Source organism: Candidatus Microthrix subdominans (assembly GCA_016719385.1).
In the GTDB taxonomy this organism is placed as follows: Bacteria; Actinomycetota; Acidimicrobiia; order Acidimicrobiales; family Microtrichaceae; genus Microthrix; species Microthrix subdominans.
In genome coordinates, this window is sequence record JADJZA010000001.1 from 723,091 (window position 1) to 746,995 (window position 23,905).

Sequence of the window (23,905 nt, forward strand, 5' to 3'; positions counted from 1 at the left end):
CTCGTCTACTCGGCGGGGCCGGCGTCGACCAGGCGGGCCAGGTTGGTCAGGTTGCGTCGCCACACCCACGACAGGATCGGCTTGGCCACCACCTCACCCAGACGCCCGGCGAACCACCACGGGAAGTTCAGCCGTTCGCGCCATAACACCCTCGTGCCGCCGTCGGCCCGAGGCTCGAGGGTGAAGGTGCCTTCGCCCGTGACCGCTCCCTCGTGGCGGACCGACATCTCGCGCTCGTCGGTCCAGGCGGTGATGATCATGCGGTCGGTGGTGCGCAGCGGGCCGACGCGGGTGTCGGCGAAGAACACGGTGCCCTCACCTTGGCGCTGCTCGCCCTCGAAGCGGATCGAGACCGCGTCCTCCATCCAGCGGTGGTGGTGTCCGACATCGGCCAGCACGGCCCACGTTGTCCGTGCGTCGGCGGCGACGTCAACGCTGAGTTCGATGCTTCCCATGCCGGGCAACGTACCGCCGTGATCCTGGTGGACGAGAACGTGTTGACCAGCGGCCATACTTGGACGGCGTGAACGCTCCGGTCCCGATCACCGACACGAGTGCCGAACCGGGCCCGGTCGCGTCCGCAGCGCCGCCCCGGACCGGCTCCGAGCCGACGACCGTCGGCTTCGTCGTCGGCCCCATGAACTTCGTCCAGAAGCTGGACGGTGCGTTCGGATTTCTTCGCCTCGAGCTGTCGACGATGCTTCTCGGGGCCGTCGTGCTCGTGTTGCCGCCGTCGCTGCTCGCACAGGTGGTGGCGCGCCAAGCGACGATGTTCACCGTTCTGAGCGCCGATCTGAACAACGACCCGACCGGCACCGGCGTCGGGTCGGGGTGGTCGGCGCTCGGTTCGGTCGCCGCATCGCTGTGGCTGTCGCTGGGCACCCTGGCGTTGGGCATCTACGCCGGGCTGTTGTTGCGGGCTCGTCTGGCCGGTGAGCCGGTGTCGGTGCGAATGCTGCTCGATGGCACGCTTCGACGCCTCGGGGGCGGGGCGGGCGCGTGGGCGTTGCACCTGGTTGCCCTGGGGTTCGGGTTACTCGCGTGCGGTGTCGGGGTGCTCGTCCCGATGACGCTGTTGTTGGTGATCGGGCCTGTGATCGGCGTCGAGGACGCGGGCTTCCGAGGGTTCACCCGGTCGGTGTCGCTCACCCAGACCCGGTTCTTTGCCATCTTGGGGGTCGTCGTGGCCTCCACGTTGCTGACCGCCCTGCTCTCAGCGGTGCCGCCCAACGTGGTCGATCTCATCGTCGAGTTGTTGGCGGGCACCACGCTGCCGACCGGTTGGGATTGGATACCCAAGGCGGCCGCCGGCCTGCTGGCGACAGCGGCGGCCAGCACGGTGGCGGTTTCGATCGCACTCACCACCTACGTCGACCTCCGCTGCCGGCGTGAGGGTTGGGACCTGCTGTCACGCATGGCCGATGAGTTTCCGCCACCAAACGGGACCGCATCGTGAGCGTGCTCGGCGACGGTCCGCCGCCGTCCGCAGGGGAGGTGCGCGAGGCCTTGGCCGGCGTGCTTCCCGAACGGTCGCTGCTCGACCGGGCGCTCGATCCGTTTCGACGGTTCTTCGACTGGCTCGGCGATCGGATGCCGTCGCCGAGCGTCAACAACCCCAACGTGGCCTCCGGCGGAATCAGCGCGGTCGGCTACGTCATCATCGGGGTGCTCGTCGTGGTGTTGATCGCCCTGATCGTTCTGGCGGTGCGCCGTTGGGTGTCGCTGCCGGAAAGGGATCGGATCGACGAGGACGGCCCGACGATCGTCACTGAGGAACTCGACGATCCCGGCGCCCTGGCGTCCGAGGCGGAGGCGTTGCTGGCCGAGCGCCGGTACCGCGAAGCGCTGCTGGCGACGTATCGCCAGACCGTCGCCGAGTTGGTGGCCCGCAACCGGGTCCCGCGAAGCCGGGCGCGCACCACCGGCGAACTGCGTGGCGACGTGAGCGCCGGCCTGGCCGACGTTGCCGATGACTTCGCAGCGTTGACGACGAGCTTTGAAGCCGCCTGGTTCGGCGCGGTCGACGTTGACCGTTCCATCGTGGAGCAGGCCGGCAGCTGCGGTGCAACCGTGACCGCAGCCGCCATCGCGGCCGGAAGGGCGCCCACCCCGATGGACGAGGACCGCCCGGCCGAGGTGGTCGAGCTGTGAGCCGTCGCGGTGTCGGCATGCTCGTCGGCGTGGTGGCCCTGGTACTCGTGGTCGTCATCGCCGGGGGTCAGGCCGCCGACGGTGATGCCTACGACCCGGACACCACCGGGCCCGGCGGCCTGTCGATCGCCGTCGACCTGGCCGAAGCGCTGGGCACACGGGTCGCCGTGATCGACGCCGAGGATCCGGTCGAGGGGTACGACGCCATCCTCGTGCCCACCGCTCGCGCGGCCGACGCCGACATGGCGGCGCGCTGGGAGGCGGCGGCATCGTCGGGGGCCAGCGTCGTTCTCGGCATGCCGTCGAAGCGGATCGGGGCCGAGGAGGGCGACTACGAGCCGTTGGCGCCGGCGGCGGAGCCCGGCTGCACCATCGCCGAGCTGCAGGAACTCGATCAACCTCGCAACCCCGGCCGCCCCGTTCTGGTCGGCCCGTCGGACCGTTACTGCTTCGGGTACCCCGAAGGTGCCCAGGTGGTGCTCAGCCCGGTGGGCGCAGGACGGATCGTCACCCTGGGCGGCCCGGAGCTGTTCACCAACGCCACGCTCAGCGAGCGGATCCAGCCCGGTGAGGAACCGACCGCCGACAACCTGAACGACAACGGCCCGCTGCTGGCGGCGATGACCGAGATGGGCGAGGGGTCCTCGCTGGCGGTCGTGCGGCCTTTTGGGGCTGCGACCGGCGACGACGAGGGCCAGAGCCCGTTCGCACTGCTGGGTCCGGGGGTACGGGGTGCCCTCGCTCAGTTGGGTCTTGCCGCCTTGATCCTGGCGATCGCCCGCGCTCGCAGGGTCGGCCGACACGTCGACGAGCCCCTGCCGGTGTCGATCGCCGGTTCCGAGCACACCGAAGCGGTGGGGGAGCTGCTGCGTCGGCGGCACGATCCGGCCGGGACGGCGGCGTTGCTGCGGTCCCAGATCCTCTTCGCCGCACGGCGACAACTCGGTCTGGATGCCACGGTGGACGACCGGGCGGTCGCACGAGCGGTCGCCGAGCGCCTGCGCCAGCCCGCCGACGCGGTCGACGCGGTGTTGCTCAGCGCGCCGGTCACCTCCGAAGCAGCGCTCGTGCGCTTGGCCAACGATCTTGAAGACCTCAGAGGAGAACTGATCCATGGAACCACCGTCCGCTGATCGCCCCGACCCCGACGCGGCTCCGTCCCATCCCGGGCCACCCCCGGGATCCGAGCCCGCCGAACGAACCCCTCACGAGGCGATTGCCGCGCTCCGCTCCGAGGTGGCCAAGGTGGTCGTCGGACAGGACGGCTCGCTGGCGGGCCTGGTCACAGCGCTGTTGGTGCGCGGTCACATCCTGTTGGAGGGCGTGCCGGGTGTCGCCAAGACCCTGATGGTGAAGACGCTGGCGGCGGCGCTCGACCTCGACTTCAGCCGGGTGCAGTTCACCCCGGACCTGATGCCCGCCGACGTGACCGGCCAGATGGTGTTGAAACCCGATGATGCCTCGTTCGAGTTTCGGGCCGGTCCGATCTTCACCAACCTGTTCCTCGCCGACGAGATCAACCGCACGCCGCCTAAAACCCAGTCGGCGCTGCTCGAAGCGATGGAGGAACGCCAGGTCTCGGTGGAGGGAACGTCCTACGAACTCGCCGATCCCCACATCGTCATCGCCACCCAGAACCCGGTGGAGTACGAGGGCACCTACCCGTTGCCGGAGGCCCAGCTGGACCGGTTCCTGATGAAGTTGCTCGTCGGGTACCCGAGCGAGGAGCAGGAGGTCGAGGTGTTGGTGCGCCACCACCGCGGCCTCGATCCCCATGACGTGCGCGCCGCCGGCGTGCGCCCGGTGGCCACTGCGGCCGACCTGCTGGCGGCGCGCCAGGAGGTGGCCAGGGTGACCGTCGAACCACCGGTGATGGCGTACGTGGTGGCGCTGGCCCGGGCCACCCGCAACCAGCCGTCGGTTCAGCTGGGCGTGTCGCCTCGTGGCGCGGCGGCGCTGATGACCTCTGCCAAGGCGTGGGCCTGGCTGTCCGGCCGGCCGTTCGTCACCGCGGACGAGGTCAAGGCGGTGGCGCGCCCGGTGTTGCGTCACCGGATCATGGTGCGCCCCGAGCTCGAGCTGGAAGGCTCGACCGCCGACGGGATCCTCGACGCGGTGCTCGCTGCCGTCCCGGCCCCGCGGTGAACCTGTGGGTTCCACCGTCCAGCACGCGTGCGCAGGAGCGACCTAGCTCGTGACCCCCGTCCCCACCTGGCGCCTGGCGCTGGCCTTCGCCGCCCTGTCTGCGGTCGTCGTGGTGGTCTCCCCGCCGACGGCGGGGGCGACGTTCGGCCTCCTGCTCGGCGGCAACCTGGTGGTGGTGGTCCTGGCGGTCGCCGACTTTCTGGTCACCCCGCGTCCCAGTCGGGTCGAGCTCCGCCGGGTGCTACCGGCCACCGTGACCCAGGGTGTGGAGGTGCCGCTGGTGTGGCGCCTGACCAACCCGGCTCGTCGCAGGGTGCGCCTCACCCTGTCCGACGAGCTCCCACCATCGCTGCGACCAGCCAACCGCCGGGCAACCGTGACGGTCGCTGCCAACGCAACCGTCGAGGTACGCACCAGGATCGAGCCGGTGCGACGCGGGCGCCTCGAGCTCGGCTCGGTCGGGCTGCGCCTGCGGGGCCCGTTGGGCCTGCTCAGCCGCCAGGAACGGGTCGAGCTACCCGGCGACGTGCGGGTGTACCCACCGTTCCGATCCCGAGCCGAGGCCGAGCTGAAGATCAACCAGGCCCGCTCGCAGCAGCTTGGGCTGCGCACCACCAAGGGCCTGGGCGCCGGTACCGATTTCGAGAGCCTCCGCGAGTACGGGGTCAACGACGACTTTCGACGCATCGACTGGCGGGCGACCGCCCGCATGGGCAAACCGATCGTTCGCACCTATCGGATAGAACGCAACCAGAACGTCGTCGTCCTGTTGGACAACGGGCGGGTGATGGCCGGAAAGGTGGCCGGCGTCCCTCGCGTCGAACACGCGATGGATGCGGCCATGATGCTCGCAGCGGTCTCCACCGGGGTGGGGGACCGCTGCGGCCTGGTGACCTTCGACACGGAGGTGCGCTCGGTGGTGGCTGCCAGCGGCCGCACCGACCAGGCGATGCGGATGACCGAGGCGATGTACGCCTTGAAGCCGGCATTGGCCGAGTCGGACTACGCCGGGGCGTTCGCCACCACCGTTGCCCGGTTCCGTCGTCGAGCGCTGCTCGTCGTGCTCACCGACCTGGTCGAGCAAGCGGTGCTCGAGGCGTTGATCCCGGCGATGCCGCTGATCACCCGGACCCACCTGGTGCTCGTCGGTGGCGTTCAGGACCCCGAGGTGCTCGCCTGGTCCCAGGAGAAGCCGGCCGACCTGGAGGAGGCGTACCGGAAGACCGCCGCCCTCGCCGCGCTGGCGGAACGGGAGCGGGCGGCGCGACGCCTGCGCGCCTTGGGTGCCCGGGTGGTCGACGCCCCGGTCGGTCGCCTGTCCGGCCGGCTCGCCGACGCCTACCTCGGGCTCAAGTCCCGAGGCGCGCTGTAACCCGCCCTGAGGGCGCTGTTATGGCCCGGCGGCGGGCTGGGGGTGACGGACGGGCGGGCTGCCCGCACGGGCCAGGTCGGCCTTTTCGACCTCCCACGGGTCGGTGCCGGCGCCGGCGCGCGATGCGGCGAGTGCCGCCGGACCGAAGGCGAGCACGTGGGCGATCGCCGCTGCGAGGGCCAACGCCCCGATACCGATGCGGATCGCGGTCGGCAGGCCGGACGGGGTGACGAGCGCCTCGATGAACCCGGCGACGACGAACCACAGGGCCAGGCCGACGACGATGGTCACCCCGTGACGGGCCTCCTCGACGACGGCGTCGCCCCGGCTGCGATCCTCTCCGGGGGCGATGACCGCCCAGCCCAGCTTCAGGCCGACAGCGCCGGCGACGACGATCGCCGAGATCTCGAGCAGCCCGTGGGGCAGGATCAAGCCCCAGAAGGTGCCAGCGGCCCCGTTCTGATGCATGAGCGCACCCACGACCCCGATGCTGAAGCCGTTGATGACGAGCACCGCTGCGGTGAGCACGCCGGCGGTAGCACCGCCGGCGAGGGCGAGCAGGCTGACCTGGATGTTGTTGGTCTGCACCTGGGCTGCGAACACGCCTGCGCCCTGCGAGCTGTAGTAGTCCTCGAACTCGTGTCCGGCGATCAGCTCCTGCTGCTCGGGCGACACGGTGACGTCGAGCGCCTGGGGAGAGTTGTTGAACCACAGGCCGGTCGCCAGTGCCGAACCGAAGAACAGCAGGGCGGAGAAGGCGATCGCCCGCCACGCCCGGGTGACCGCCAGTGGGAAACCGACGGTGAAGAACGAGACGACCACGCGCTGGGCCCGACCGCGTCGCCCGTAGATCACCTGACGCGCCGCCGCCACCCGGGAGCTGAGCCCGCCGATCAGCGCCCGGTCGCGGTGATGGGTCCGCACGTGGCTGAGGTGGGCCGAGGTCAGTTGGTAGAGGCGCAGCAACTCCTCGGTCTCGGTCAAGCTCAGCCGGCCGGGGGTGACCCGGGCCATTCCGACCAGCTCGTCGAGACGGTTCCAGGTGGCACGGTGGGCAGCGATGTAGCGGTCGACGTCCACCACCTCAGCGTAGAGGCCATTGCGACGAACACCCGAGGCCGGGGGTGTCCGGCCGGCGGGCAACCGCGCGCCGCTCGTCCGAGCCGGACGGCGGTAGCGTGGGCGAGGTGAGTGCCGCCCCACAGTTCGCCGACGTCAGCCGCCGAGGGCTGGCCGCGGACCCCAACACGGTGGTGACGCCCGAGGCGGTGTTGCTGAGCCAGCCGGTTGCCGCGGTGCCCAGCCGTCTGCTGGCGAGGGTGATCGACCTGCTGTTGCAGCTGGTGATCATCCTGGTGGCGCTGGTGGCGGCGGCGTTCCTGGCCAACGCGTCGGAGACGTTGGCCGCCTATGTGGCATTCGGGTCGATCCTCTTCGTCCTCGTCGGCTACCCGACGATCTTCGAGGCGCTCTGGCGGGGACGCACGCCGGGCAAGGTGGCGGTCGGCCTGCGCGTCGTGTCCGGCGAGGGCGGTCCGGTCGGCTGGTCGGAATCGTCGATGCGTGCGATCGCCGGCCTGGTCGAGATCTATCTGACCCTCGGCGCGCTCGCGATCACAGCGTCCTTCCTCAGCCCCCGGGCACAGCGCCTGGGCGACCTGATGGCGGGAACGTTCGTCGTCAGCGAACCCGCCGCCCTGCTGCGGCTGCAACCGGTGGTCTTCCCCACGCCGCCCGGCCATGCAGAGTACGTCGATGTGTTGGATGTCGCCCGGCTGGGCGACGCGGGCTACGGAGTGGTGCGGGAGGCGCTGTTGCGCCTTGGCACCCTCGATCCGGCCGCCCGGCACGCCGTCACCAACGAGCTCGGGCACCGGGTGGTGGCCCGGATTGGCGTTGGTGTGCCCACCTGGATGACCGCCGAGGAATTCCTCGCCGCCGTCTGCACCGCCTATCAGCGCCGCCAAGGGGGCCTGGCCGCCGTCGGCCTGGGCGCCTACGAATCGACCAACAGCTCGTGGGCTGCGCCAAGCGGGCCTCCCTTGTGGCACGGCGCCCCATCTGCGGCGGCGCCCGATCTTGGGGGGTGGGTTGCTTGATGGGCGCGACGAACGAGACGCCGCTGCACTATTTGGACCACGCTGCCACCACGCCGCTGCTGCCTGAAGCGATCGAGGCGATGGCGGAGGTGACCCACGGTGGGCTGTGGGCCAACCCCTCCGGAGGGCACCTGCTGGCGCGCCGGGCCAGGAGGGCGGCCGACGACGCGCGCGACGAACTCGCCGAGCTGTTCGGTGCGCTGCCCTCGGAGGTGGTGTTCACCTCCGGCGGAACCGAAGCGGACAACCTGGCCGTGTTGGGCTCGGTCGGCGCCGGCGCACCCCGCGAGGGCGCAGCGCTGCTGTGCTCGGCGATCGAGCACCCGGCGGTGCGCATGCCGGCTGGTCGGCTCGGGGGCATCGAGGTCGCCGTCGACGGTCACGGCCGCCTCGACCTGGATGCGCTGGTGGAGGCCTGTACGCCCGACGTTGCGCTGGTGTCGGTGATCCTGGTGAACAACGAGGTCGGCACGATCGCGAACCTCGATGCGATCGCTGAGGTGGTGCGCCGCCACGCACCGACGGCGTGGTTGCACACCGACGCCGTGCAGGCCCACCAGTGGGTGGACGTGGCCGCCGCGGCCCGCAGTGCCGACCTGGTGTCGGTGGGCGCCCACAAGTTTGGCGGTCCCAAGGGCATCGGGCTGCTGATCGTCCGCAGCGGGGTTGAGCTGGCGCCGCGCGCCGTCGGCGGCGGCCAGGAGCGCGACCGGCGCGCCGGCACCCTTAACGTTGCCGGTGTGCTCGGCATGGCGGCCGCAGCCCGCGTGACCGCCGCCCGGCGCGCCGAGGAACTGCCCCGCATCGCCGCGCTTCGCGACCGGCTGGTCGACGGCCTGGCAGCCGCAATCCCCGGCCTGATCGAGACCGGTGTTGACCCGGTTGAGCCCGGCGGCGGCCCGGATGGTGTCTCCGGTGATCGTGGCGTCGACCGGTTGCACAAGGCGGCGGGCAACTGCCACGTGTGCCTGCCCGGCGTGGAGACCGAGGCCCTCCTGTACCTGCTGGAGCGTGAGGGCATCATGGCGACGGCGGCCTCGTCGTGTGCCAGCGGCGCCCAGGAGCCCAGCTATGTGGTCGAGGCGCTCGGGCATTCGCGAGCCATCGCGTCGGGCGCGCTGCGGCTCACCCTGGGAACGACGAGCACCGATGCCGACGTGGAGGCGGCCCTTGCGGCCGTGCCGGCGGCCATCGAGCGTCTGGAGCTGTTCTCATGAGCGGCGCCGCTGACGGGACCCGCCGCCCCGAACGGGTGCTGATGGCGATGTCGGGCGGGGTCGACAGCTCGGTCGCCGCCGCGGAGCTGGTGGCGACCGGTGCCGAGGTGGTCGGGGTGACCCTCAAGCTGTGGGGTGGCCCGTCGGACTCGGGCTGCTGCTCGGTGAGCGACGTCGACGACGCCCGACGGGTGGCCGACCGTCTCGGCATCGAACACCTGGTCTTCGCCCTGGGCGACGACTTCGAGCGGGCGGTGGTTGGCCCCTACGTCGAGGCGCATCGCCGGGGTCGCACCCCCAACCCGTGCGTGGAGTGCAACCGGCACATCAAGTTCGACAAGCTGTCTCGACGGGCGCTGGCGTTGGGCTTCGATGCCGTCGCCACCGGCCACCATGCCCGGATCGTGACCACCGCCGACGGCCCCCGCCTCGGTCGTGGCGCCGATGCGGCCAAGGACCAGTCCTATGTGCTGCACATGCTCTCCGCCGCCGACCTGGCCCGCACCCGATTTCCGATCGGCCACCTGGACAAGGCCGAGGTGCGTCGCCGGGCCGCCGAGCTGGGCCTGCGCACCGCCGACAAGCCCGACAGCCAGGACGTCTGCTTCATCACCCGAACCGACGGCCGTCAGGCGTTTCTCGAGCGCCGGACGGAGCTGACGCCCGGGCGGGTGGTGACGGCCGAGGGCACCGAGGTGGGGCGGGTCGATGCGCTCGAGATGATCACGCCGGGCCAGCGCAAGGGTCTGGGACTCCCGGGGGGAGGGCCCCGCCGCTACGCCACCCGGGTGGACCTCGATGCCCGCACGGTGACGGTCGGCTCGGACGCCGACCTCGACATCGGGGCGCTCGGGGTGTCCAACCAGGCGTGGGCGGCCGGAGAGCCGCCCGCCGACGGGATGCTGGTCGAGGTGCAGACCGCAGCCCACGGTGCGGTGCGTCCCGCCCGGTGGGTCGGCGGTGACCGGGTCGTGTTCGACGAACCCCAACGCTTCGTGGCCGCGGGCCAGTCGGTCGTGCTCTACAGCGTGCCCGACGCGACCGAACCCCAGGTGGTGCTTGGCGGCGGTATCGCCGAGCCGGTCTAGGGTCGGGCGTGGCCGACGAACACCAATCCGGCGGTGGGCTGTTCGGCCGGGTGACCTCTCGGGTCACCGGGGCCCTCGATCTCAACGAGATCCTGTCGGGTATCGATCTGAACGAGCTGCTGGACCGCCTCGACCTCGACCGGGTGCTGGCTCGGGTCGATATCGGCGCGCTGATCGATCGCATCGATATCAATGCCCTGATGGAGAAGGTCGACGTCGACGCCTTGATCGCCCGGGTTGATGTCGACCAGGTGGTGGCTCAGGTTGACGTCGACGCAGTGGTGGCCCGGGTGGACGTCGATGCTGTGGTCGCTCGGGTCGATGTGGACGCTGTCGTGTCGCGGGTGAACATCGACGCGATCATGACCCGGGTCGACATCGATGCGCTGATGGAGCGGGTGAACATCGACGGGTTGATGGCGCGGGTGGACATCGACGCACTGCTGGCCGAGGTGGACATCAACACCATGATCGGCCGCATCGACGTCGACTCGCTGGTGCAGAACACCGAGCTGGGCGCCGTCATCGCCAAGTCGACCAGCGGTGTCGCCTCCCGGGCCCTGGACGTGGGACGAGCCCAGGGCGTCGGCCTCGACGGCTTCGTCGAGCGGTGGGTCAGTCGCCTGCTGCGACGCGATCCGGCGTCGCTGCCCCTCGGGCCTCCCCGGTTGGTCGCCGATGAGGCCGGACGGCATCACCGATGAGCGCCGACGACGCCACGATCGCCCGGCCCGGGACACCCGACCCGGTGAGGAGGGGGGCCCGGCACGGTCTGTCGGGACCGACGGTGATGAGCGAGTCGGAACTGCAGGACGCCGCCGTCAGCCTGCAGGGCCACTACTCGGGACCGGTCACCCGCCTGCTGGCCTTTGCGTTGGATCAGGGCGTGGTCAACGGCATGTTCGCCCTGACGCTGGCGCTGCTCGACACCGCCACTCGGGCGATCGACGGGCCGACCTCCAGCCTCAAGGTGCCGCCACTCGTGGCGACGATCGGGTACATCGTGTGGTGGCTGGTGTACTTCGCCTACCCGTGGGCGGTGAGCGGCAGGACGCTGGGCATGGCCTTCGTCGGCATCCGGGTGGTCGCTACCGACGGTTCCGAGCTGTCGCCCGGAAGGTCGATTCTGCGGGCGGCCATCTTGCCGCTCGGCTTCGTCACGCTGGGGCTGGGGTACATCTGGGCGCTGGTCGACCGGCGCCGTCGGGCCCTGCACGACATGCTGGCCGGGTCGGCGGTCGTCTACGACTGGGACGCCCGCGCCGCCCGGCTGAGGTTCCTGGCCCGCGGCCCGGCAGGCCACGAGGCGGGGAAAGCGGTTTCGACGCCGAGCTAGGCCCGTGCCGAGTTCGCCCGGCGGGTCTGCAACAGAAACTCGGCCGGTCGCGACGGTGTGAACAGCACCGATGCGGCCTGCCGGGATACGCCCATCCGGGCCGCCTTCATCCGGTCGGCCAGCCCGCCGCCGTCAGACGTATCCCGCTCGGAGGGCCGGCTGAGGGTGACGACCTCGGTTGGGCCATCGGTGCGCAGCTCGATCGCCAGCCCGAGCGCCGCCCCACTGAGATCGACCCGCTCGCCCTCGACGTCGGCGTCCGACGGGTCCGGATCGACGAACGCCGGCCCGATCGACAGCGTGCGGTTGCGGGCGAACAGGACGGGCTCGGCCAGCGACAGCGGATCGACCACGGTGAGCCCGGCAGGCACGAAGACGACGAAGCGTTGCGCCAAGCGGCCGGCGACCGCCCACAGCCAGACGCCGGCCAGGCCGCCGACGATCAGCGCCGCCGCGCCCATGGCCCACTGCGCTCCGGCCAACCAGGCGATGCCTGCGGCGGGCAGAGCAACGCCCAGTAGCCACAGCGGGCCCAGCGTCACCACCAGCGCGCCGGGGCACCGCAGGCCGAAGCGCTGCTCGTCGCCGTAGCTGTCGCCGTTGAGGAAGTAGTCGCCCGTCGAGGGCAACATGACCGCCACTGCGGCCACCACGCCGGCCGCAAAGCCGAGCAGGGCGGTGATGGTGTCGCCGTCACCGGCGGCCAGGGAGCCTTCCCCGGCAGCGAGCAGCAGCGCCGTCGCCGTCGCTGCCGGGGCCAGCGGCACGAGGAGTCGCAGGACGACGAGAGCCACGGGGCGCACCATGGCAGTGGCGACGAGGACGACCGCCCAGACCGCCCAGGCGATGGCGGCGACGACGATCGAAGCGCCGCTTGAGGCCCCGTCGAGGGCCGCCCCGATCCCCGCCCAGGCCAGAAACGGCAGGACGAGCCACGCCAGTCGCACGATCCAGAGTGGCACGGGGGCATCCATCGCCCCAGATTGTCCCACCGGGGCCGCTAGCGTCGAAGTCGGCCGCCCAAAGAGCCCGACCAGACGGTTACCCGCCCGCTTCATCGCCACCCACCTTCCAGGACGACCCGACACGTGACCAACCATCGCGACGACACCCCCGAGTTCGACGCCGACGCCGACGCTGCCCCGGAGGTGGTCGACACGTCCGAGTCCGAGTTCGCCGATCCGCCAAGCCTTCCCCCAGAGGCGGACCTGGACATTCGGCCGACGGGTCGCGGCAACGCCGGCGTCTCCACGGCCGACGGGGACCCGATCGACGATGCCCCCTGGCAGCAAAGCGAGTTGCCCCCGGCGCAGCGCCGCCGCCGCCTGATCGTGCTCGCGGTGGTGGCGGTGGGGTTCGTGGTGGGTGCTGCGGTCTGGGCCTTCGGGTTCGGTCGCAACCTCTCGGGCAATTTCGAGGCAGCGGTCAATCGTTCCGAAGAGGCGGAGGTGCGCGAGGCGACCGTGGTCGTGCCCGAGGAGGACTACGTGATCGACATCGACCAGTGCGATGTCGACGTCGACAGCGGACGGGTGACCGTGGCCGGATCGATGACCCTCGGGAAGGGGGGCCGCGCCGGCACCCATCAGGTGCTCGTGGCCTTCGTCGACGGCGACGAGGACGTGACCGCGGCCGAGGCGAGCGACAACGTGTCCCTGTCCGGGCCGGGTTCCAGCGCGCCGATCTATGCGCTGGGCGACGCGCTGAGCGGTCACCAGGACGTCGACTGCGTCCCACTTCAGGTCTCCCGTCTGATCGGATCGTCCAAGGGGACCGGCGATTCGAAGGGCGGGTCGTGAGCGTCGGCGGGGCAGCGGTCGATCCCGAGCGAGTACCCGAACGGGTCGACGAGCTGCGCCGGCAGCTCGACCGCTGGAATGCCGAGTACTACGCGGGTGAGCCCACGGTGGCCGATGCCGATTTCGACGAGGCGATGCGCGAGCTGAGCGGGCTCGAGGCAGCCCATCCGGAGCTGGCCGCCGCCGACAGCCCCACCCGGAACGTGGGTGCCGCCGCTGCGAGCGCGACCTTCGCAGCGGTGACCCATGCGGTGCCGATGATGAGCATCGACAACGCCATGTCGGCGGACGAGCTGCGCGGCTGGGCCGAACGTGCCCGGCGCCGCCTCGACGCGGCCGGCTACCCGCCCGAGGGGTCTGACGCTCCGATCCAGTACAGCTGCGAGCTGAAGATCGACGGCCTTGCGATGTCACTGCGCTACGAGGGCGGTCGGTTCGTGCGGGCGGCCACCCGCGGCGACGGGCGGGTGGGTGAGGACGTCACCGCCAACGTGGCGACGATCCCGGAGATCCCCCACGAGCTGGGCGACGGCGCCCCCGAGGTGCTGGAGGTGCGCGGCGAGGTCTACCTGCCGGTACCGGTGTTCGAGCGCCTCAACGAGGCACGCGATGCGGCGGGCCAGCCTCGCTACGCCAACCCGCGCAACACCGCCGCCGGGTCGCTGCGCCAGAAGGACGCCACGATCACCCGCAGCCGGCACCTGAACTTCTGGTGCTACCAGCTGGGTGAGCTGGTGGGGGCGGAGCGCCCGCCGGGCCACGCGGCGGTGCTCGATTGGCTGGGATCGATGGGGTTCCCGGTCAACCCCAACACCTCGACCTTCGACGATCTCGACGACGTCCTTGACTACATCGAGCACTGGGTCGCCCACCGCCACGATCTCGACTACGAGATCGACGGCGTCGTCGTCAAGATCGACGAGCTGGCCGCCCAGCAGGCGTTGGGCGCCACCTCCAAGGCGCCCCGGTGGGCGATCGCCTACAAGCTGCCCCCGGAGGAGCGCACCACCCGTCTCACCGACATCCAGGTGTCGATCGGTCGCACCGGTGCCGCCACGCCCTTCGCCGTGCTCGAGCCGGTCGTCATCGCCGGTTCGACGGTGGGCATGGCCACCCTGCACAACCAGGACCAGGTGGCGGCCAAGGATGTGCGGCCCGGCGACACGGTGATCGTCCGCAAGGCGGGCGACGTCATCCCCGAGGTGGTCGCTCCCGTGTTGGCCGACCGCCCGGATGGCACCGAGCCCTGGGTGTTCCCCACCCGCTGCCCCTGTCCGCTCGGCAGCACCCTGGTGCGCCCCGAAGGCGAGGCCAAGCACCGCTGCGTCACCGCCGAATGCCCCTTTCAGCGCCTGGCCCGCCTCGCCCACTTCGCGTCGCGCGGTGCGCTCGACATCGACGGGCTGGGCGAACGCCAGCTCCAGCGCTTCCTCGATCTCGACCTGCTCGCCGACGTCGCCGACATCTACTCGCTCGACTACAAGGCGATCGCCCAGCTCGACGGGTATCAGCAGCGCTCGGTCGACAACCTGGCCGCCTCGATCGAGGCCTCGAAGACCCGCCCCTTGGAGCGGCTCTTGGTCGGGCTCAACATCTTTCACCTCGGGCCGGCCGGCGCCGAGGTGCTGGCCCGCCACTTCGATGACCTGGACGCCATCATGTCCGCCGACGTCGAGCAGCTCGGCGCCCTCGACGGAATCGGGCCGATCATCGCCGCGTCGGTAGCCCAGTTTCTTGCCATGGAGGACAACGTCAACCTGGTCGAGCGTCTGCGGGCGGCCGGCCTGAACTTCGAGGGCACCGGCGGGCCGTCGATCGAGCAGACCCTCGACGGCGCATCGGTCGTCGTCACCGGCACGCTGTCAGGCTTCACGAGGGACGGGGCGGCCGCGGCGATCAAGGAGCGGGGCGGCAAGTCCCCCGGTTCGGTGTCGAAGAAGACGACAGCGGTGGTCGTCGGCGACGAGCCGGGGGCGTCCAAGCTGACCAAGGCCCAGGAGCTGGGGGTGCCCATCCTCGATGAGGCCGGGTTCGTCGCCCTGCTGGCGACCGGGACGCTTCCCGAGTGATCACTTCAGCGGCTGATCGCTGGACCAGCTGGACGCTTAAGCCGCTGAGAAGCACCAGCTGACCGTACGCCCGCTGGTCGGCTCGGCGTCGGACTTCCAGACGTTGGCATCGACGCAGTTCTTACCGGTCTCGAAGCGCTCGACCAGGCCGTCTTCACGAGGCGTATAGGTGTACAGGCCGGTCTCGGCATTGATCACCAGGCCGTCCTGCACGAGTTCCTCGGTGCCCTCGCGGTACTGGATCGGGTTGGTGATCGCCACGCCGTTGACGGTCAGGCTGGCCGTGTAGCCGTCGGCCACGTCGATGCCGATCGTCTCCTGACGCAGGATCGTGCCGTCGCTCACCGGGATGAGGCGGTCGACCTCGTCGGGAAGGCTTTGGCTGGCGGCGCTCGAACCGGTCGTCGCCGAGTTGGCGACGACGATCAGCGCCACGAGCGCCACGATGATGGCGAGGATGGCGATCTTGGGGGCATAGGGCCGCATGTCGACCAGTCTCCCACGGGGCGCTTACCTCCCGCCCTCGCCCAGACCGGTAGCATCGCCCCCGATGGCGCCACGACGGCCGGAAGCTCTCATAGGTCGCGAGATCGCTGGCCAGTTCCGGCTCGACCGGTATCTCGGGCGGGGCCGTTCCACCCTGGTCTTCGCCGCGCTCGATCTCGTCACCGGCGACGAGGTGGCGATCAAGCTGCTCGCCAGCTCGCTCACCAGCGACGTGGGTTTCATGCGTCGGTTCCGCCACGTGCTGCGGGCGGCCTCTGCCATGGATCACCCCAACGTGTTGCGGGTGATCGCCTGGGGTGAGGAGCGGGAACTGTTCGTGGTGACCGAGCTGATGGCGGGGCCGTTGCGGTCGGTCTTGCGGCCTGGCGGGGGCCTGTCGGCCGGACAGACGGCGGCGATGGCGGTGGACGCCTCGCGGGCGCTGGCATTTCTGAGTCAGCGCAACCTGGTGCACCGGCGCCTCCACCCGTCCAACCTGCTCGTCTCCGCCGACGGCAGGGTGGTGGTGGGCGACGCCGGCCTCGCCTGGATCCTGGCCCATCACTCGGGGCATCAGTTCTCCGATTTCCGTTACCTGGCCCCCGAGGTGGGCGGCGGGAGCGCCGGCGCCCCGCTCGACGTCTATGCGCTCGGCCTGATCATGATCGAGACGCTCTGCGGGGACATCCCGATGCTGGCCGCAGACGTCAACGCCACGCTGGGCATGCGCCACGATCGCGATGTGAGGGTCGGTCAGGACTGGGGCCGGATCGGCCGGGCGATCGGAGCCGCAGGGCGGGCCGACCCCAACCGGCGGGTGCCAGCGGCTCAGCTCGACGTGGGCCTGATGGCGCTGATCGACCAGCTTGGCGGCAGCCGGGTCGACCTCCCGCATGTGGACCCGGCGGCCTACAGCGACGAGTTGGAAGCGATGCGGTTGATCGTGCGCAGTCGCGCACCGGCCGTGGCCCCCGCCGGTGTGCCCGGACCGGCGTCACGGTCGGAACGCAGCGCCGGCGGGCAGCCAGCCACCGCCCGGCAGGCCGAACCGTCGACCCGGCCCGTCGGCTCGCCGGGCTCCTCGACGACCGCCCCCGGAACCCGACCCGGCCCGTCGGCTCGCCGGGCTCCTCGACGACCGCCCCCCGCGACCCGACCAGGCCCGCCGGCTCGCCGGGCTCCTCGACGACCGCCCCCCGCGACCCGACCGGGTCCGCCGGCCTGCCGCCGACTGGCCGCGCTGCGGGTCCCACCCGCTCCGACCCCACCGAAGTTGGAGCGAGCGCAGCGCCGGGCGCAAGCGGCTCAGCTGCCGGTGGAACCGGGATCGCCGCCGGTGGGACCGACACCGCCGAGCCTCCGGCCCGATCCTGGCGACGGCCGAAGGACGGGCCAACGGCCGCCGAGCGCTTGAAGACCGCACAGGCCGGTGCGGGCGCGGCGTTGAACCGTCTGCTCGTCCGTTGGCATCTCACCATGCCCGCTGACCAGGGGGCGGAGGGCGACGTCCCAAACCCCGACGCCCCCACCGCCGAACAGGTGGCCAGCCGTCGCACCTGGGTGTTCGGCCTGCTGGCTGCGATGGCGATCGTGCTGGTCCTCTTTGTCGGCGTGCAACGGCTGGTGCTGGCGGAGGCCGGCACCGTACCCAACCTGGTGGGAGCCACCGAGCAGGAGGCTCGCCAGGAGGCGACCGAGCAGCGGTGGCGGCTCAACGTCACCGAGGTGCGGCGCGACGGAACCGAAGTCGACGAGATCCTCACCCAATCACCGGACGAAGGCACCAGGCTGGAGGCGGGGGAGTCCCTCGACATCACCGTGTCGATCGGCCAGACCCTGGTGAACCTGCCCGACCTCGATGGGCTCGACCGTGCCGAGGCCGAAGCGATCATCACCTTTTCCGGGATGAAGCTGGGAACGGTCACGAACCAATACGACGCCGAGACGCGCGGTGGCATCATTTTGTCCTATGACGCACCCGGCGAGGATGGCAAGGTCCCGAAGGGCTCAAAGGTCAACCTGGTGATCTCCGATGGCGCGCGACCCCGCAAGGTTCCGGCCGACCTGGCGGGCAAGAACGCGCTGGACGTGGCTCAGGCACTCGAGAAGGTCTCGCTGAAGCCGGTGGTCGAGCGGGTTCAGGATCCGTCCGTGCAGCTCGGTTATGTCGTCTCGGTGGAACCGGCCTCCGGGACCGAGGTCGAGTTCGAGTCCGAGGTCAAGGTGCGGGTGTCCTCGCCGCGTGACAAGGCGATCGTGCCCGACGTCGCCGGCAAGTCGACACTGCAGGCCGATGCCGACCTGCGAGCGGCCGGCTTGAACGTTCTGGGTATTCAGGGCCCTCCGGGCAACCCGGTGCTTCGAACCATCCCGGCCGCCGGCACCGAGGTCTCCCAGGGCACCGCCGTCCGGCTGGTGACCGCATAGGACCCGGCCGGCTTCTGCGGGACGCTCCTCCGGATGTCAGTCCTCGGCGACGGGGGGCGGCACCGGTCGTCCGAACAGGAACCCCAGCCCCCACGCCCAGTGCATGACCGCCAGTGCAGCCGGCACCCGGATGCGGCTGACGGTCGGAGCGCTGCGACCGGCGGCGAGACCACCGACCGTCACCGCCGCCGCATAGGTGACCGCCGGCAGCAACCACCGCGGATCCTCGGTCCAGGCCGCCACCGCTGCGGTGCCGGTCACGCCGACGACCATGACCGGCGCGACCAACTGACGGGCCCGGAGCGAGCGGGGATGGCGCTTGAGCATTACCCGCTTCCACGTGCCGTACTGGCGGTACTGGGACGCCAGCGCCCGCAGCGACGGGCGGGGCCGGTAGGTGACGACCATCGCCGGTTCGAACCACACCTCGCCGCCGCTGTCGCGGATGCGCCAGTTCAGCTCGTAGTCCTGATTGCGCAGCAGCGTCTCGTCGAAACCACCCACCCGGTCGAGCGCGCTGCGGCGAAACACCCCGAGGTACACCGTGTCCGACGGCCCCGCCGATCCGCCGTAGTGAAAGCGTGAGTTGCCGACGCCCAGCCGGGATGACATCGCCATCGCCACCGCCTGTTGGGTTCCAGGGGCACCCGTGGCCGACTGGACGCCACCAACGACATCCGCCCCGGTGCGGTCGAGCGCTTCGACCGCCAGCGAGGTGTAGTCGGGCGGCAACGTGCAGTGGCCGTCAACCCGGACGACGAACTCGGCCGACGTGGCGGCGATCGCCCGATTCAACCCGTGGCTGACCCAACTGCGGGGGTTGTCGACCACGGTGATCCCGGCATCGTCGGCGGCGAGTTGGCGGGCGACGGCCAAGGTGTCGTCGTCGGAGGGCGCCACAGCGATCGCCAACGACCCGGAACCGTGACGCTGGGCGCGGATGGACGCGACGGTGGCAGCCAGGTCCGCCTCCTCGTTGCGGACCGCCAACACGAACGCCACCCGATGGTCCCACCGCCCGGTGTCACCGTCGTTGTCGATACCGCCGGTGTTGTCGGCGTCGCCCGCAGTGCTCAGGCGTCCTCGATCTCTTCGGTCATGGCCGAGATCGCCTCGGCCAGCTTCTGGGCCGACGGGTCGATCGGACCGGCCTGCATCGCCATCAGCTTGGTCATGTCGCCCTGCACCTTGATCTTGCCGGCCATGAAGGCCTGCATGCCCGCCTGCGGGTTGCCGTCGACGAGGATGGCCTTGGCGGTGGCGTAGTCGAGCGTGACGGTCAGGTCGGGATCGTCCAACTGCCCCAGACCCATCTTCATCTCGCCCTCGGAGGTGTCCATGTAGGCGAGGACGTCGCCCTCGGCAACCTCGACGGGAACCTCGTTGACGATCTGGTTCATGCGCACCGAATGAGCGGGAGGGGGAACTTCGTCGTCCATCTCGTCGCGAAGTGCGGTGGCCGCAGCCACCCACTCGGGTGTCAGGAACTTGTGCTTGTCCACGTGGGATCTCCCTCGGTTGCACCGGCGGGCAGCCGGTCTCGGCGGGCGCTGATCGTATCAGTCCAGACTCCACACCGAGCGCCCGAAAGGCCCGGCACTCAGCGAAGAATCCTCGGCGCCGCCGGCATCGAGAGCATGACGAAATGGCGGTCCTCGATCGCATGGTGGGAGGTGGTGACCAGCCCAGCGGTTGCGGCGGCGGCCTCGACGTCGTCGACGCCGAGCCAGGCCCAGGGAAACCAGCCACTCGTGCCGGCCTGGCCTTCGAGGCGCACCAGGTCCTTCCGGCGCCGACTGCCGGGGCCCTCGAGCTCGGCCACGATCGTCCCGCCGGGTGCGAGCACGCTGCCAAGGCGGTCGAAGAGCTGCTCCGGATCCCCGCCGATGCCCACGTTTCCATCGAAGAGCAGGGCGGTGTGCCATCCACCCTCGTTGGGCAGGGGCTCGAAAACCGATCGCACCAGGGCGTCGCCGCCACGATGGCGTGTGGACTCGACCGCTCCGGGGGCCACGTCGATGCCTACCGCCTCAATGCCCCGTTGGGCGAGCAGGGCGACCAGGCGGCCCGGCCCGCACCCAACGTCGAGAACGGGGCCGACCGCCAGCGACAGCAGCTTCTCATCGACGGCCGAGCAGTCGTCCCACCAGCGCTGCGCATTGAGGGCTACCCGCTGGCCGGTGCTGGTTGTCAAGGTGGCGGTGCTCAAACGACCGAACCTGCCCGCTCGTTTCCCGCTCGATTCGAAGGGCACAACATCGCCCCCCGACGGGTGGCTTCGGTCCCGTCCCCCCTACTCGGCTGCATCGTCATAGTCCGCTCATCGTTCTGTTGTCCTCGGCGGTTCGCTCGGGCTCACCGGCCGTTCCACTCTGTCGTCTCCGTGGGGCTGAGTACCCGCGGAGACAAGGCGGAAACAGTGAAAACCCACATGCGATCGGTCGCGGGCAGACAACGCACGGCACATTTCGGGGCGGCCGGCTCCTTCCGGGGTCGCCGCGTCGAGCGCCGCAAGCGGCTTCCAGGTCACCCGGCCGTGCCGGTATGGTCAGTGACTCGACGACCCGGAGGTTTCGATGCAACCCCCCAAGGATTTCTTCCGTCCGCTCGCCCTCGGCGCGCCGACGCCGATCCGAGAGGTGCCCGCCCGCCCGTCTCGAATGATCCACTTCTTCGACCCATCCAACGCGAAGATGGCGGCCAAGGTGCCGGAGCTGGCGAAGAAGGCCGACGTGTTGCTGGGCAACCTCGAGGATGCGATCTCGGCGGACAAGAAGGAGGCTGCCCGCGAGGGGCTGGTCGAGATCGCGCTGGCCACCGACTTTGGTGACACGCAGCTGTGGACCCGCATCAACAGCCTCGACTCGCCGTGGTGCCTCGACGACCTCACCCGCCTGGTGCCCGCAATCGGGCACAAGCTCGACGTGATCATGGTGCCCAAAGTGGAGGGCGCCGAGGACATCCACTACATCGACCGCCTGCTCGCTCAGCTCGAGGCCCAGGCCGGCTTGGACCGGCCGATCCTGGTGCACGCCCTGCTCGAGACCGCTCGAGGCGTGGCCAACGTCGAGGAGATCTGCGGTGCCAGCCCCCGCATGCAGGGGCTGTCGTTGGGCCCCGCCGACCTGGCGGCCGACCGGCGCATGAAGACCACCCGCGTCGGGGGTGGGCACCCGGGCTACGTCGTGCGCGCCGACCCCGACCCCGACGATGCCGAGGCGCCCCGTCCCAGCTACCAGCAGGACCTGTGGCACTACACGATGGCCCGCATGGTCGATGCCTGCGCCACTTATGGCATCTTCCCGTACTGGGGGCCGTTCGGCGACATCCGCGACACGGTCGCCTGCGAGGACCAGTTCCGCAACGCCTATCTGATGGGCTGCGTCGGCTCGTGGTCGCTGCACCCGGTGCAGATCGATATCGCCAAGAAGGTGTTCTCGCCCGAGCCCTCCGAGGTGGCCTGGGCCCGCAACGTCATCCACCAGATGGGTGACGGCACCGGTGCAGTGATGATCGACGGCAAGATGCAGGACGACGCCACCGTCAAGCAGTGCAAGGTGGTCGTCGAGCTGGCAGAGGCGCTCAGCGCCAACGACCCGGAGCTGGCCGCCAGCTACCAGGCGGCGACCGATGCCGTCATGGGCGGGGGGTCGAACTGATGGGCGAGGCAGGTTCGTCACAGGCCGGTTCGTCATCGGCAGCCCTGCGCCCGCGCCGGTCGGTGCTGTACATGCCCGGCGCCAATGCCCGGGCGCTCGAGAAGGCCCAGGGCCTGGCCGCCGACTCGCTGATCCTCGACCTCGAGGACGCGGTGGCTCCCGACGCCAAGGCAGAGGCCCGCGACCGGGTGGTCGATGCGGTCACCTCCGGCGCCTACGGCGGTCGTGAGCTGACCATCCGGGTCAACGGGCTGGACACCGCCTGGCACGCCGACGACCTGGCGGCAGCGGCAGGGGCGGGCCCCGCCGCCGTCGTGGTGCCCAAGGTGAACTCGCCCGCCGACGTCGCGACGATCGAGGCCGGCCTTGTCTCGGGTGGCGCGCCCGATCACACCAAGATCTGGGCGATGGTCGAGACGCCCCAGGCGATGCTGGACTGCGCCAACATCGCTGCGGCATCCGAGCGCCTGACCGTCCTGGTGATGGGCACCAACGACCTGGCCAAGGAGTTGCACGCCGAGCACGTGCCCGGTCGCCAGCCACTGCTGACCGGGTTGGGCCTGTGCCTGCTCGCCGCCCGGGCCACCGGCAAGGTCATCCTCGACGGCGTGTACAACGATGTGCGCGACCTGGAGGGGTTTGCCGCCGAGTGTCGCCAGGGTGCAGCGATGGGCTTCGACGGCAAGACACTGATCCATCCGGGGCAGCTCGAAGCCGCCAATGCCGCGTTCGCCCCCGATGACGACGAGATCGCCGCATCGCGGGAGATCATCGAGGCGTTCGAGGCCGCCGAGCGCGAGGGTCGTGGCGTGGCGACGGTCAACGGTCGGATGATCGAGAACCTGCACGTGGAGAACGCCCAGCGCGTGCTGGCGATGGCCGACGCCATCGCCGCCGCCGGCGGGTAGCGAACTCGGCCGCTCGCTCTCCGACCATCCCGCGAGGGGTGAACCTTGCGTGTTGGTCGAGACGAGCCGGGCTGAGCGCCGCCGTTGGCGAACTCTGCCGCTAAAACGTCGTAGAGCGCGCGATAGCAGCAGAGTTCGCGTCGAGGATGGCCCACCGTCGGAGCGTCGCGTCGAGACCGTCTTCTAGCGTGGCCGACCATGGGCGAATTCGAGCGAGCCACCGCGGTTGAACCAGGCGAGCGTCCGGGCCGGTATCGGGCCGAGATCGCCGAGGGGTGGGACATCGGCGGCAACGCCAACGGCGGGTATCTGCTCGCCATCGCCGCCCGGGCGCTGGTGGCGGCGACCGGCCGACCCGCGCCGGTGAGCCTGACCGCCCACTACCTGTCGCCCGGCCAGCCCGGTCGGCTCGACATCGACACGACCGTGATCCGGGAGGGACGGCGCTTCGCCACAGCGACGGCCACGCTGTCCGCTGCGGGGCGTCCGGTGCTGACGGCGCTGGGCACCTTCGGCGAGCCGGGCGGTGGGCCCGGGAACATCGAGGTCGCCAGCTGGGTGGACGGCGGGCCGCCCGACCTGCCGCCGCCGGAAGACTGCGCGGGCGACCCCGACCGGGCCGAGGCAGCGGCCGCCGTGGCGATCCAGCAGCCGCCATCGTTCGCCACCCGGGTCGAGCAGCGCCTCCACCCCGAGGACATCGGGTTCTTCCGCGGGGAGCCGACCGGTGAGGCACGAATTCGGGGATGGTTCCGCCTGCGCAACGGCGAGCCGATGGACGCCATCGCGTTGACCTGTGCGATCGACGCCTTTCCCCCGACGATCTTCAACCTCGATCTTCCGGTTGGATGGACGCCGACCCTCGAGCTGACCGTGCACGTCCGGCGTCGTCCGGCCCCGGGATGGCTCGCCTGCGCGTTCACCACCCGCTTCGTCACCGACGGCCTGCTGGAGGAGGACGGCGAGATCTGGGACTCCGAAGGTCACCTGGTCGCCCAGGGTCGTCAGCTGGCACTGGTGCCCCGCCCGACCGGCACCGTTCCGTCCGGGTTGTAGGTCGCCGTCTGCGCCGGCAGGGCCACCACCGGGCGCCGATGCTCGCGGCTTGAGCGGACTCCTCGCTGAGGTCGGTGGTCATCAGCCCGCTGA

24 protein-coding genes are annotated in these 23,905 nt (G+C 70.7%); 17 read left to right on the forward strand and 7 right to left on the reverse strand.

Annotated features, from left to right (window positions below; translation table 11 throughout):
* Positions 1-5 precede the first annotated feature (5 nt).
* Positions 6-455: an SRPBCC family protein gene (locus IPN02_03435; GenBank protein MBK9295926.1), complete on the reverse strand. Its 450-nt coding sequence runs from the start codon at positions 453-455 to the stop codon at positions 6-8.
* Between the two features lie 68 nt (positions 456-523).
* On the opposite strand from IPN02_03435, the gene IPN02_03440 reads away from it, so the two are divergent.
* From IPN02_03440 to IPN02_03460, 5 genes are all read left to right on the forward strand, one after another.
* Positions 524-1,456, forward strand: coding sequence for a hypothetical protein (locus IPN02_03440; GenBank protein ID MBK9295927.1), 933 nt, complete (start codon positions 524-526; stop codon positions 1,454-1,456).
* Positions 1,453-2,151 carry a DUF4129 domain-containing protein gene (locus IPN02_03445; GenBank protein ID MBK9295928.1) on the forward strand — a complete coding sequence of 233 codons (699 nt, stop codon included), beginning with the start codon at positions 1,453-1,455 and terminating at the stop codon, positions 2,149-2,151. The genes IPN02_03440 and IPN02_03445 overlap by 4 nt, the downstream gene beginning before the upstream one ends.
* Positions 2,148-3,284 carry a hypothetical protein gene (locus IPN02_03450; protein MBK9295929.1) on the forward strand — a complete coding sequence of 379 codons (1,137 nt, stop codon included), beginning with the start codon at positions 2,148-2,150 and terminating at the stop codon, positions 3,282-3,284. Before IPN02_03445 ends, IPN02_03450 begins: the two co-directional genes overlap by 4 nt.
* Before the next feature lie 82 nt (positions 3,285-3,366).
* The gene (locus IPN02_03455) at positions 3,367-4,296 is read left to right on the forward strand and encodes a MoxR family ATPase (GenBank protein ID MBK9295930.1); all 930 of its coding nucleotides are present in this window, start codon (positions 3,367-3,369) and stop codon (positions 4,294-4,296) included.
* Between the two features lie 49 nt (positions 4,297-4,345).
* Positions 4,346-5,668 (forward strand): DUF58 domain-containing protein, encoded by a 1,323-nt coding sequence (locus IPN02_03460; GenBank protein MBK9295931.1) that lies wholly within the window; start codon positions 4,346-4,348, stop codon positions 5,666-5,668.
* Between the two features lie 18 nt (positions 5,669-5,686).
* Here the strand turns inward: IPN02_03460 and IPN02_03465 are convergent, their stop codons facing one another.
* Entirely contained in the window at positions 5,687-6,748 is a 1,062-nt protein-coding gene (locus IPN02_03465; protein MBK9295932.1) for a stage II sporulation protein M, read from the reverse strand.
* A 107-nt stretch (positions 6,749-6,855) separates the two neighbouring features.
* Between IPN02_03465 and IPN02_03470 the strand changes: the two genes are divergently transcribed.
* Genes IPN02_03470 through IPN02_03490 form a run of 5 tightly spaced genes read left to right on the forward strand, consistent with a single transcriptional unit; the run spans position 6,856 to position 11,408 of the window.
* On the forward strand, positions 6,856-7,767 hold the full coding sequence (locus IPN02_03470; protein ID MBK9295933.1) for an RDD family protein: 912 nt from the start codon (positions 6,856-6,858) through the stop codon (positions 7,765-7,767).
* The gene (locus IPN02_03475; GenBank protein MBK9295934.1) at positions 7,767-8,984 is read left to right on the forward strand and encodes a cysteine desulfurase; all 1,218 of its coding nucleotides are present in this window, start codon (positions 7,767-7,769) and stop codon (positions 8,982-8,984) included. Before IPN02_03470 ends, IPN02_03475 begins: the two co-directional genes overlap by 1 nt.
* On the forward strand, positions 8,981-10,072 hold the full coding sequence (gene mnmA / locus IPN02_03480) for a tRNA 2-thiouridine(34) synthase MnmA (GenBank protein ID MBK9295935.1): 1,092 nt from the start codon (positions 8,981-8,983) through the stop codon (positions 10,070-10,072). Before IPN02_03475 ends, mnmA begins: the two co-directional genes overlap by 4 nt.
* Positions 10,073-10,080: 8 nt before the next feature.
* Positions 10,081-10,776, forward strand: a complete 696-nt coding sequence (locus IPN02_03485; protein ID MBK9295936.1) for a hypothetical protein — start codon at positions 10,081-10,083, stop codon at positions 10,774-10,776.
* The gene (locus IPN02_03490; GenBank protein ID MBK9295937.1) at positions 10,773-11,408 is read left to right on the forward strand and encodes an RDD family protein; all 636 of its coding nucleotides are present in this window, start codon (positions 10,773-10,775) and stop codon (positions 11,406-11,408) included. The genes IPN02_03485 and IPN02_03490 overlap by 4 nt, the downstream gene beginning before the upstream one ends.
* Here the strand turns inward: IPN02_03490 and IPN02_03495 are convergent.
* Positions 11,405-12,370 carry a hypothetical protein gene (locus tag IPN02_03495; protein ID MBK9295938.1) on the reverse strand — a complete coding sequence of 322 codons (966 nt, stop codon included), beginning with the start codon at positions 12,368-12,370 and terminating at the stop codon, positions 11,405-11,407. The genes IPN02_03490 and IPN02_03495 overlap by 4 nt on opposite strands.
* A 126-nt stretch (positions 12,371-12,496) precedes the next feature.
* On the opposite strand from IPN02_03495, the gene IPN02_03500 reads away from it, so the two are divergent.
* Complete coding sequence (locus IPN02_03500; protein ID MBK9295939.1) at positions 12,497-13,207, forward strand: hypothetical protein; 711 nt, start codon at positions 12,497-12,499, stop codon at positions 13,205-13,207.
* Positions 13,168-15,276, forward strand: coding sequence for an NAD-dependent DNA ligase LigA (ligA, locus tag IPN02_03505; protein MBK9295940.1), 2,109 nt, complete (start codon positions 13,168-13,170; stop codon positions 15,274-15,276). Before IPN02_03500 ends, ligA begins: the two co-directional genes overlap by 40 nt.
* A gap of 36 nt (positions 15,277-15,312) precedes the next feature.
* Here the strand turns inward: ligA and IPN02_03510 are convergent, their stop codons facing one another.
* On the reverse strand, positions 15,313-15,762 hold the full coding sequence (locus IPN02_03510; protein ID MBK9295941.1) for a hypothetical protein: 450 nt from the start codon (positions 15,760-15,762) through the stop codon (positions 15,313-15,315).
* A 64-nt stretch (positions 15,763-15,826) separates the two neighbouring features.
* Here IPN02_03510 and IPN02_03515 point away from each other — a divergent pair, with 64 nt between their 5' ends.
* On the forward strand, positions 15,827-17,176 hold the full coding sequence (locus IPN02_03515) for a protein kinase (GenBank protein MBK9295942.1): 1,350 nt from the start codon (positions 15,827-15,829) through the stop codon (positions 17,174-17,176).
* Between the two features lie 62 nt (positions 17,177-17,238).
* A complete protein-coding gene (locus IPN02_03520) occupies positions 17,239-18,189 on the forward strand; it encodes a PASTA domain-containing protein (protein MBK9295943.1) in 951 nt (316 codons plus the stop codon).
* Between the two features lie 36 nt (positions 18,190-18,225).
* Here the strand turns inward: IPN02_03520 and IPN02_03525 are convergent, their stop codons facing one another.
* From IPN02_03525 to IPN02_03535, 3 genes are all read right to left on the reverse strand, one after another.
* A complete protein-coding gene (locus IPN02_03525) occupies positions 18,226-19,191 on the reverse strand; it encodes a glycosyltransferase family 2 protein (protein MBK9295944.1) in 966 nt (321 codons plus the stop codon).
* A 71-nt stretch (positions 19,192-19,262) separates the two neighbouring features.
* Positions 19,263-19,691, reverse strand: a complete 429-nt coding sequence (locus tag IPN02_03530; GenBank protein MBK9295945.1) for an SCP2 sterol-binding domain-containing protein — start codon at positions 19,689-19,691, stop codon at positions 19,263-19,265.
* Between the two features lie 98 nt (positions 19,692-19,789).
* The gene (locus IPN02_03535; GenBank protein MBK9295946.1) at positions 19,790-20,443 is read right to left on the reverse strand and encodes a class I SAM-dependent methyltransferase; all 654 of its coding nucleotides are present in this window, start codon (positions 20,441-20,443) and stop codon (positions 19,790-19,792) included.
* Between the two features lie 322 nt (positions 20,444-20,765).
* Here IPN02_03535 and IPN02_03540 point away from each other — a divergent pair, with 322 nt between their 5' ends.
* The 3 genes from IPN02_03540 (at position 20,766) to IPN02_03550 (ending at position 23,812) form a co-directional block, all read left to right on the forward strand.
* Positions 20,766-21,848: a CoA ester lyase gene (locus IPN02_03540; GenBank protein ID MBK9295947.1), complete on the forward strand. Its 1,083-nt coding sequence runs from the start codon at positions 20,766-20,768 to the stop codon at positions 21,846-21,848.
* Positions 21,848-22,756, forward strand: a complete 909-nt coding sequence (locus IPN02_03545; GenBank protein MBK9295948.1) for a CoA ester lyase — start codon at positions 21,848-21,850, stop codon at positions 22,754-22,756. Before IPN02_03540 ends, IPN02_03545 begins: the two co-directional genes overlap by 1 nt.
* A gap of 198 nt (positions 22,757-22,954) precedes the next feature.
* Positions 22,955-23,812, forward strand: coding sequence for a thioesterase family protein (locus IPN02_03550; protein ID MBK9295949.1), 858 nt, complete (start codon positions 22,955-22,957; stop codon positions 23,810-23,812).
* Positions 23,813-23,905: the final 93 nt, after the last annotated feature.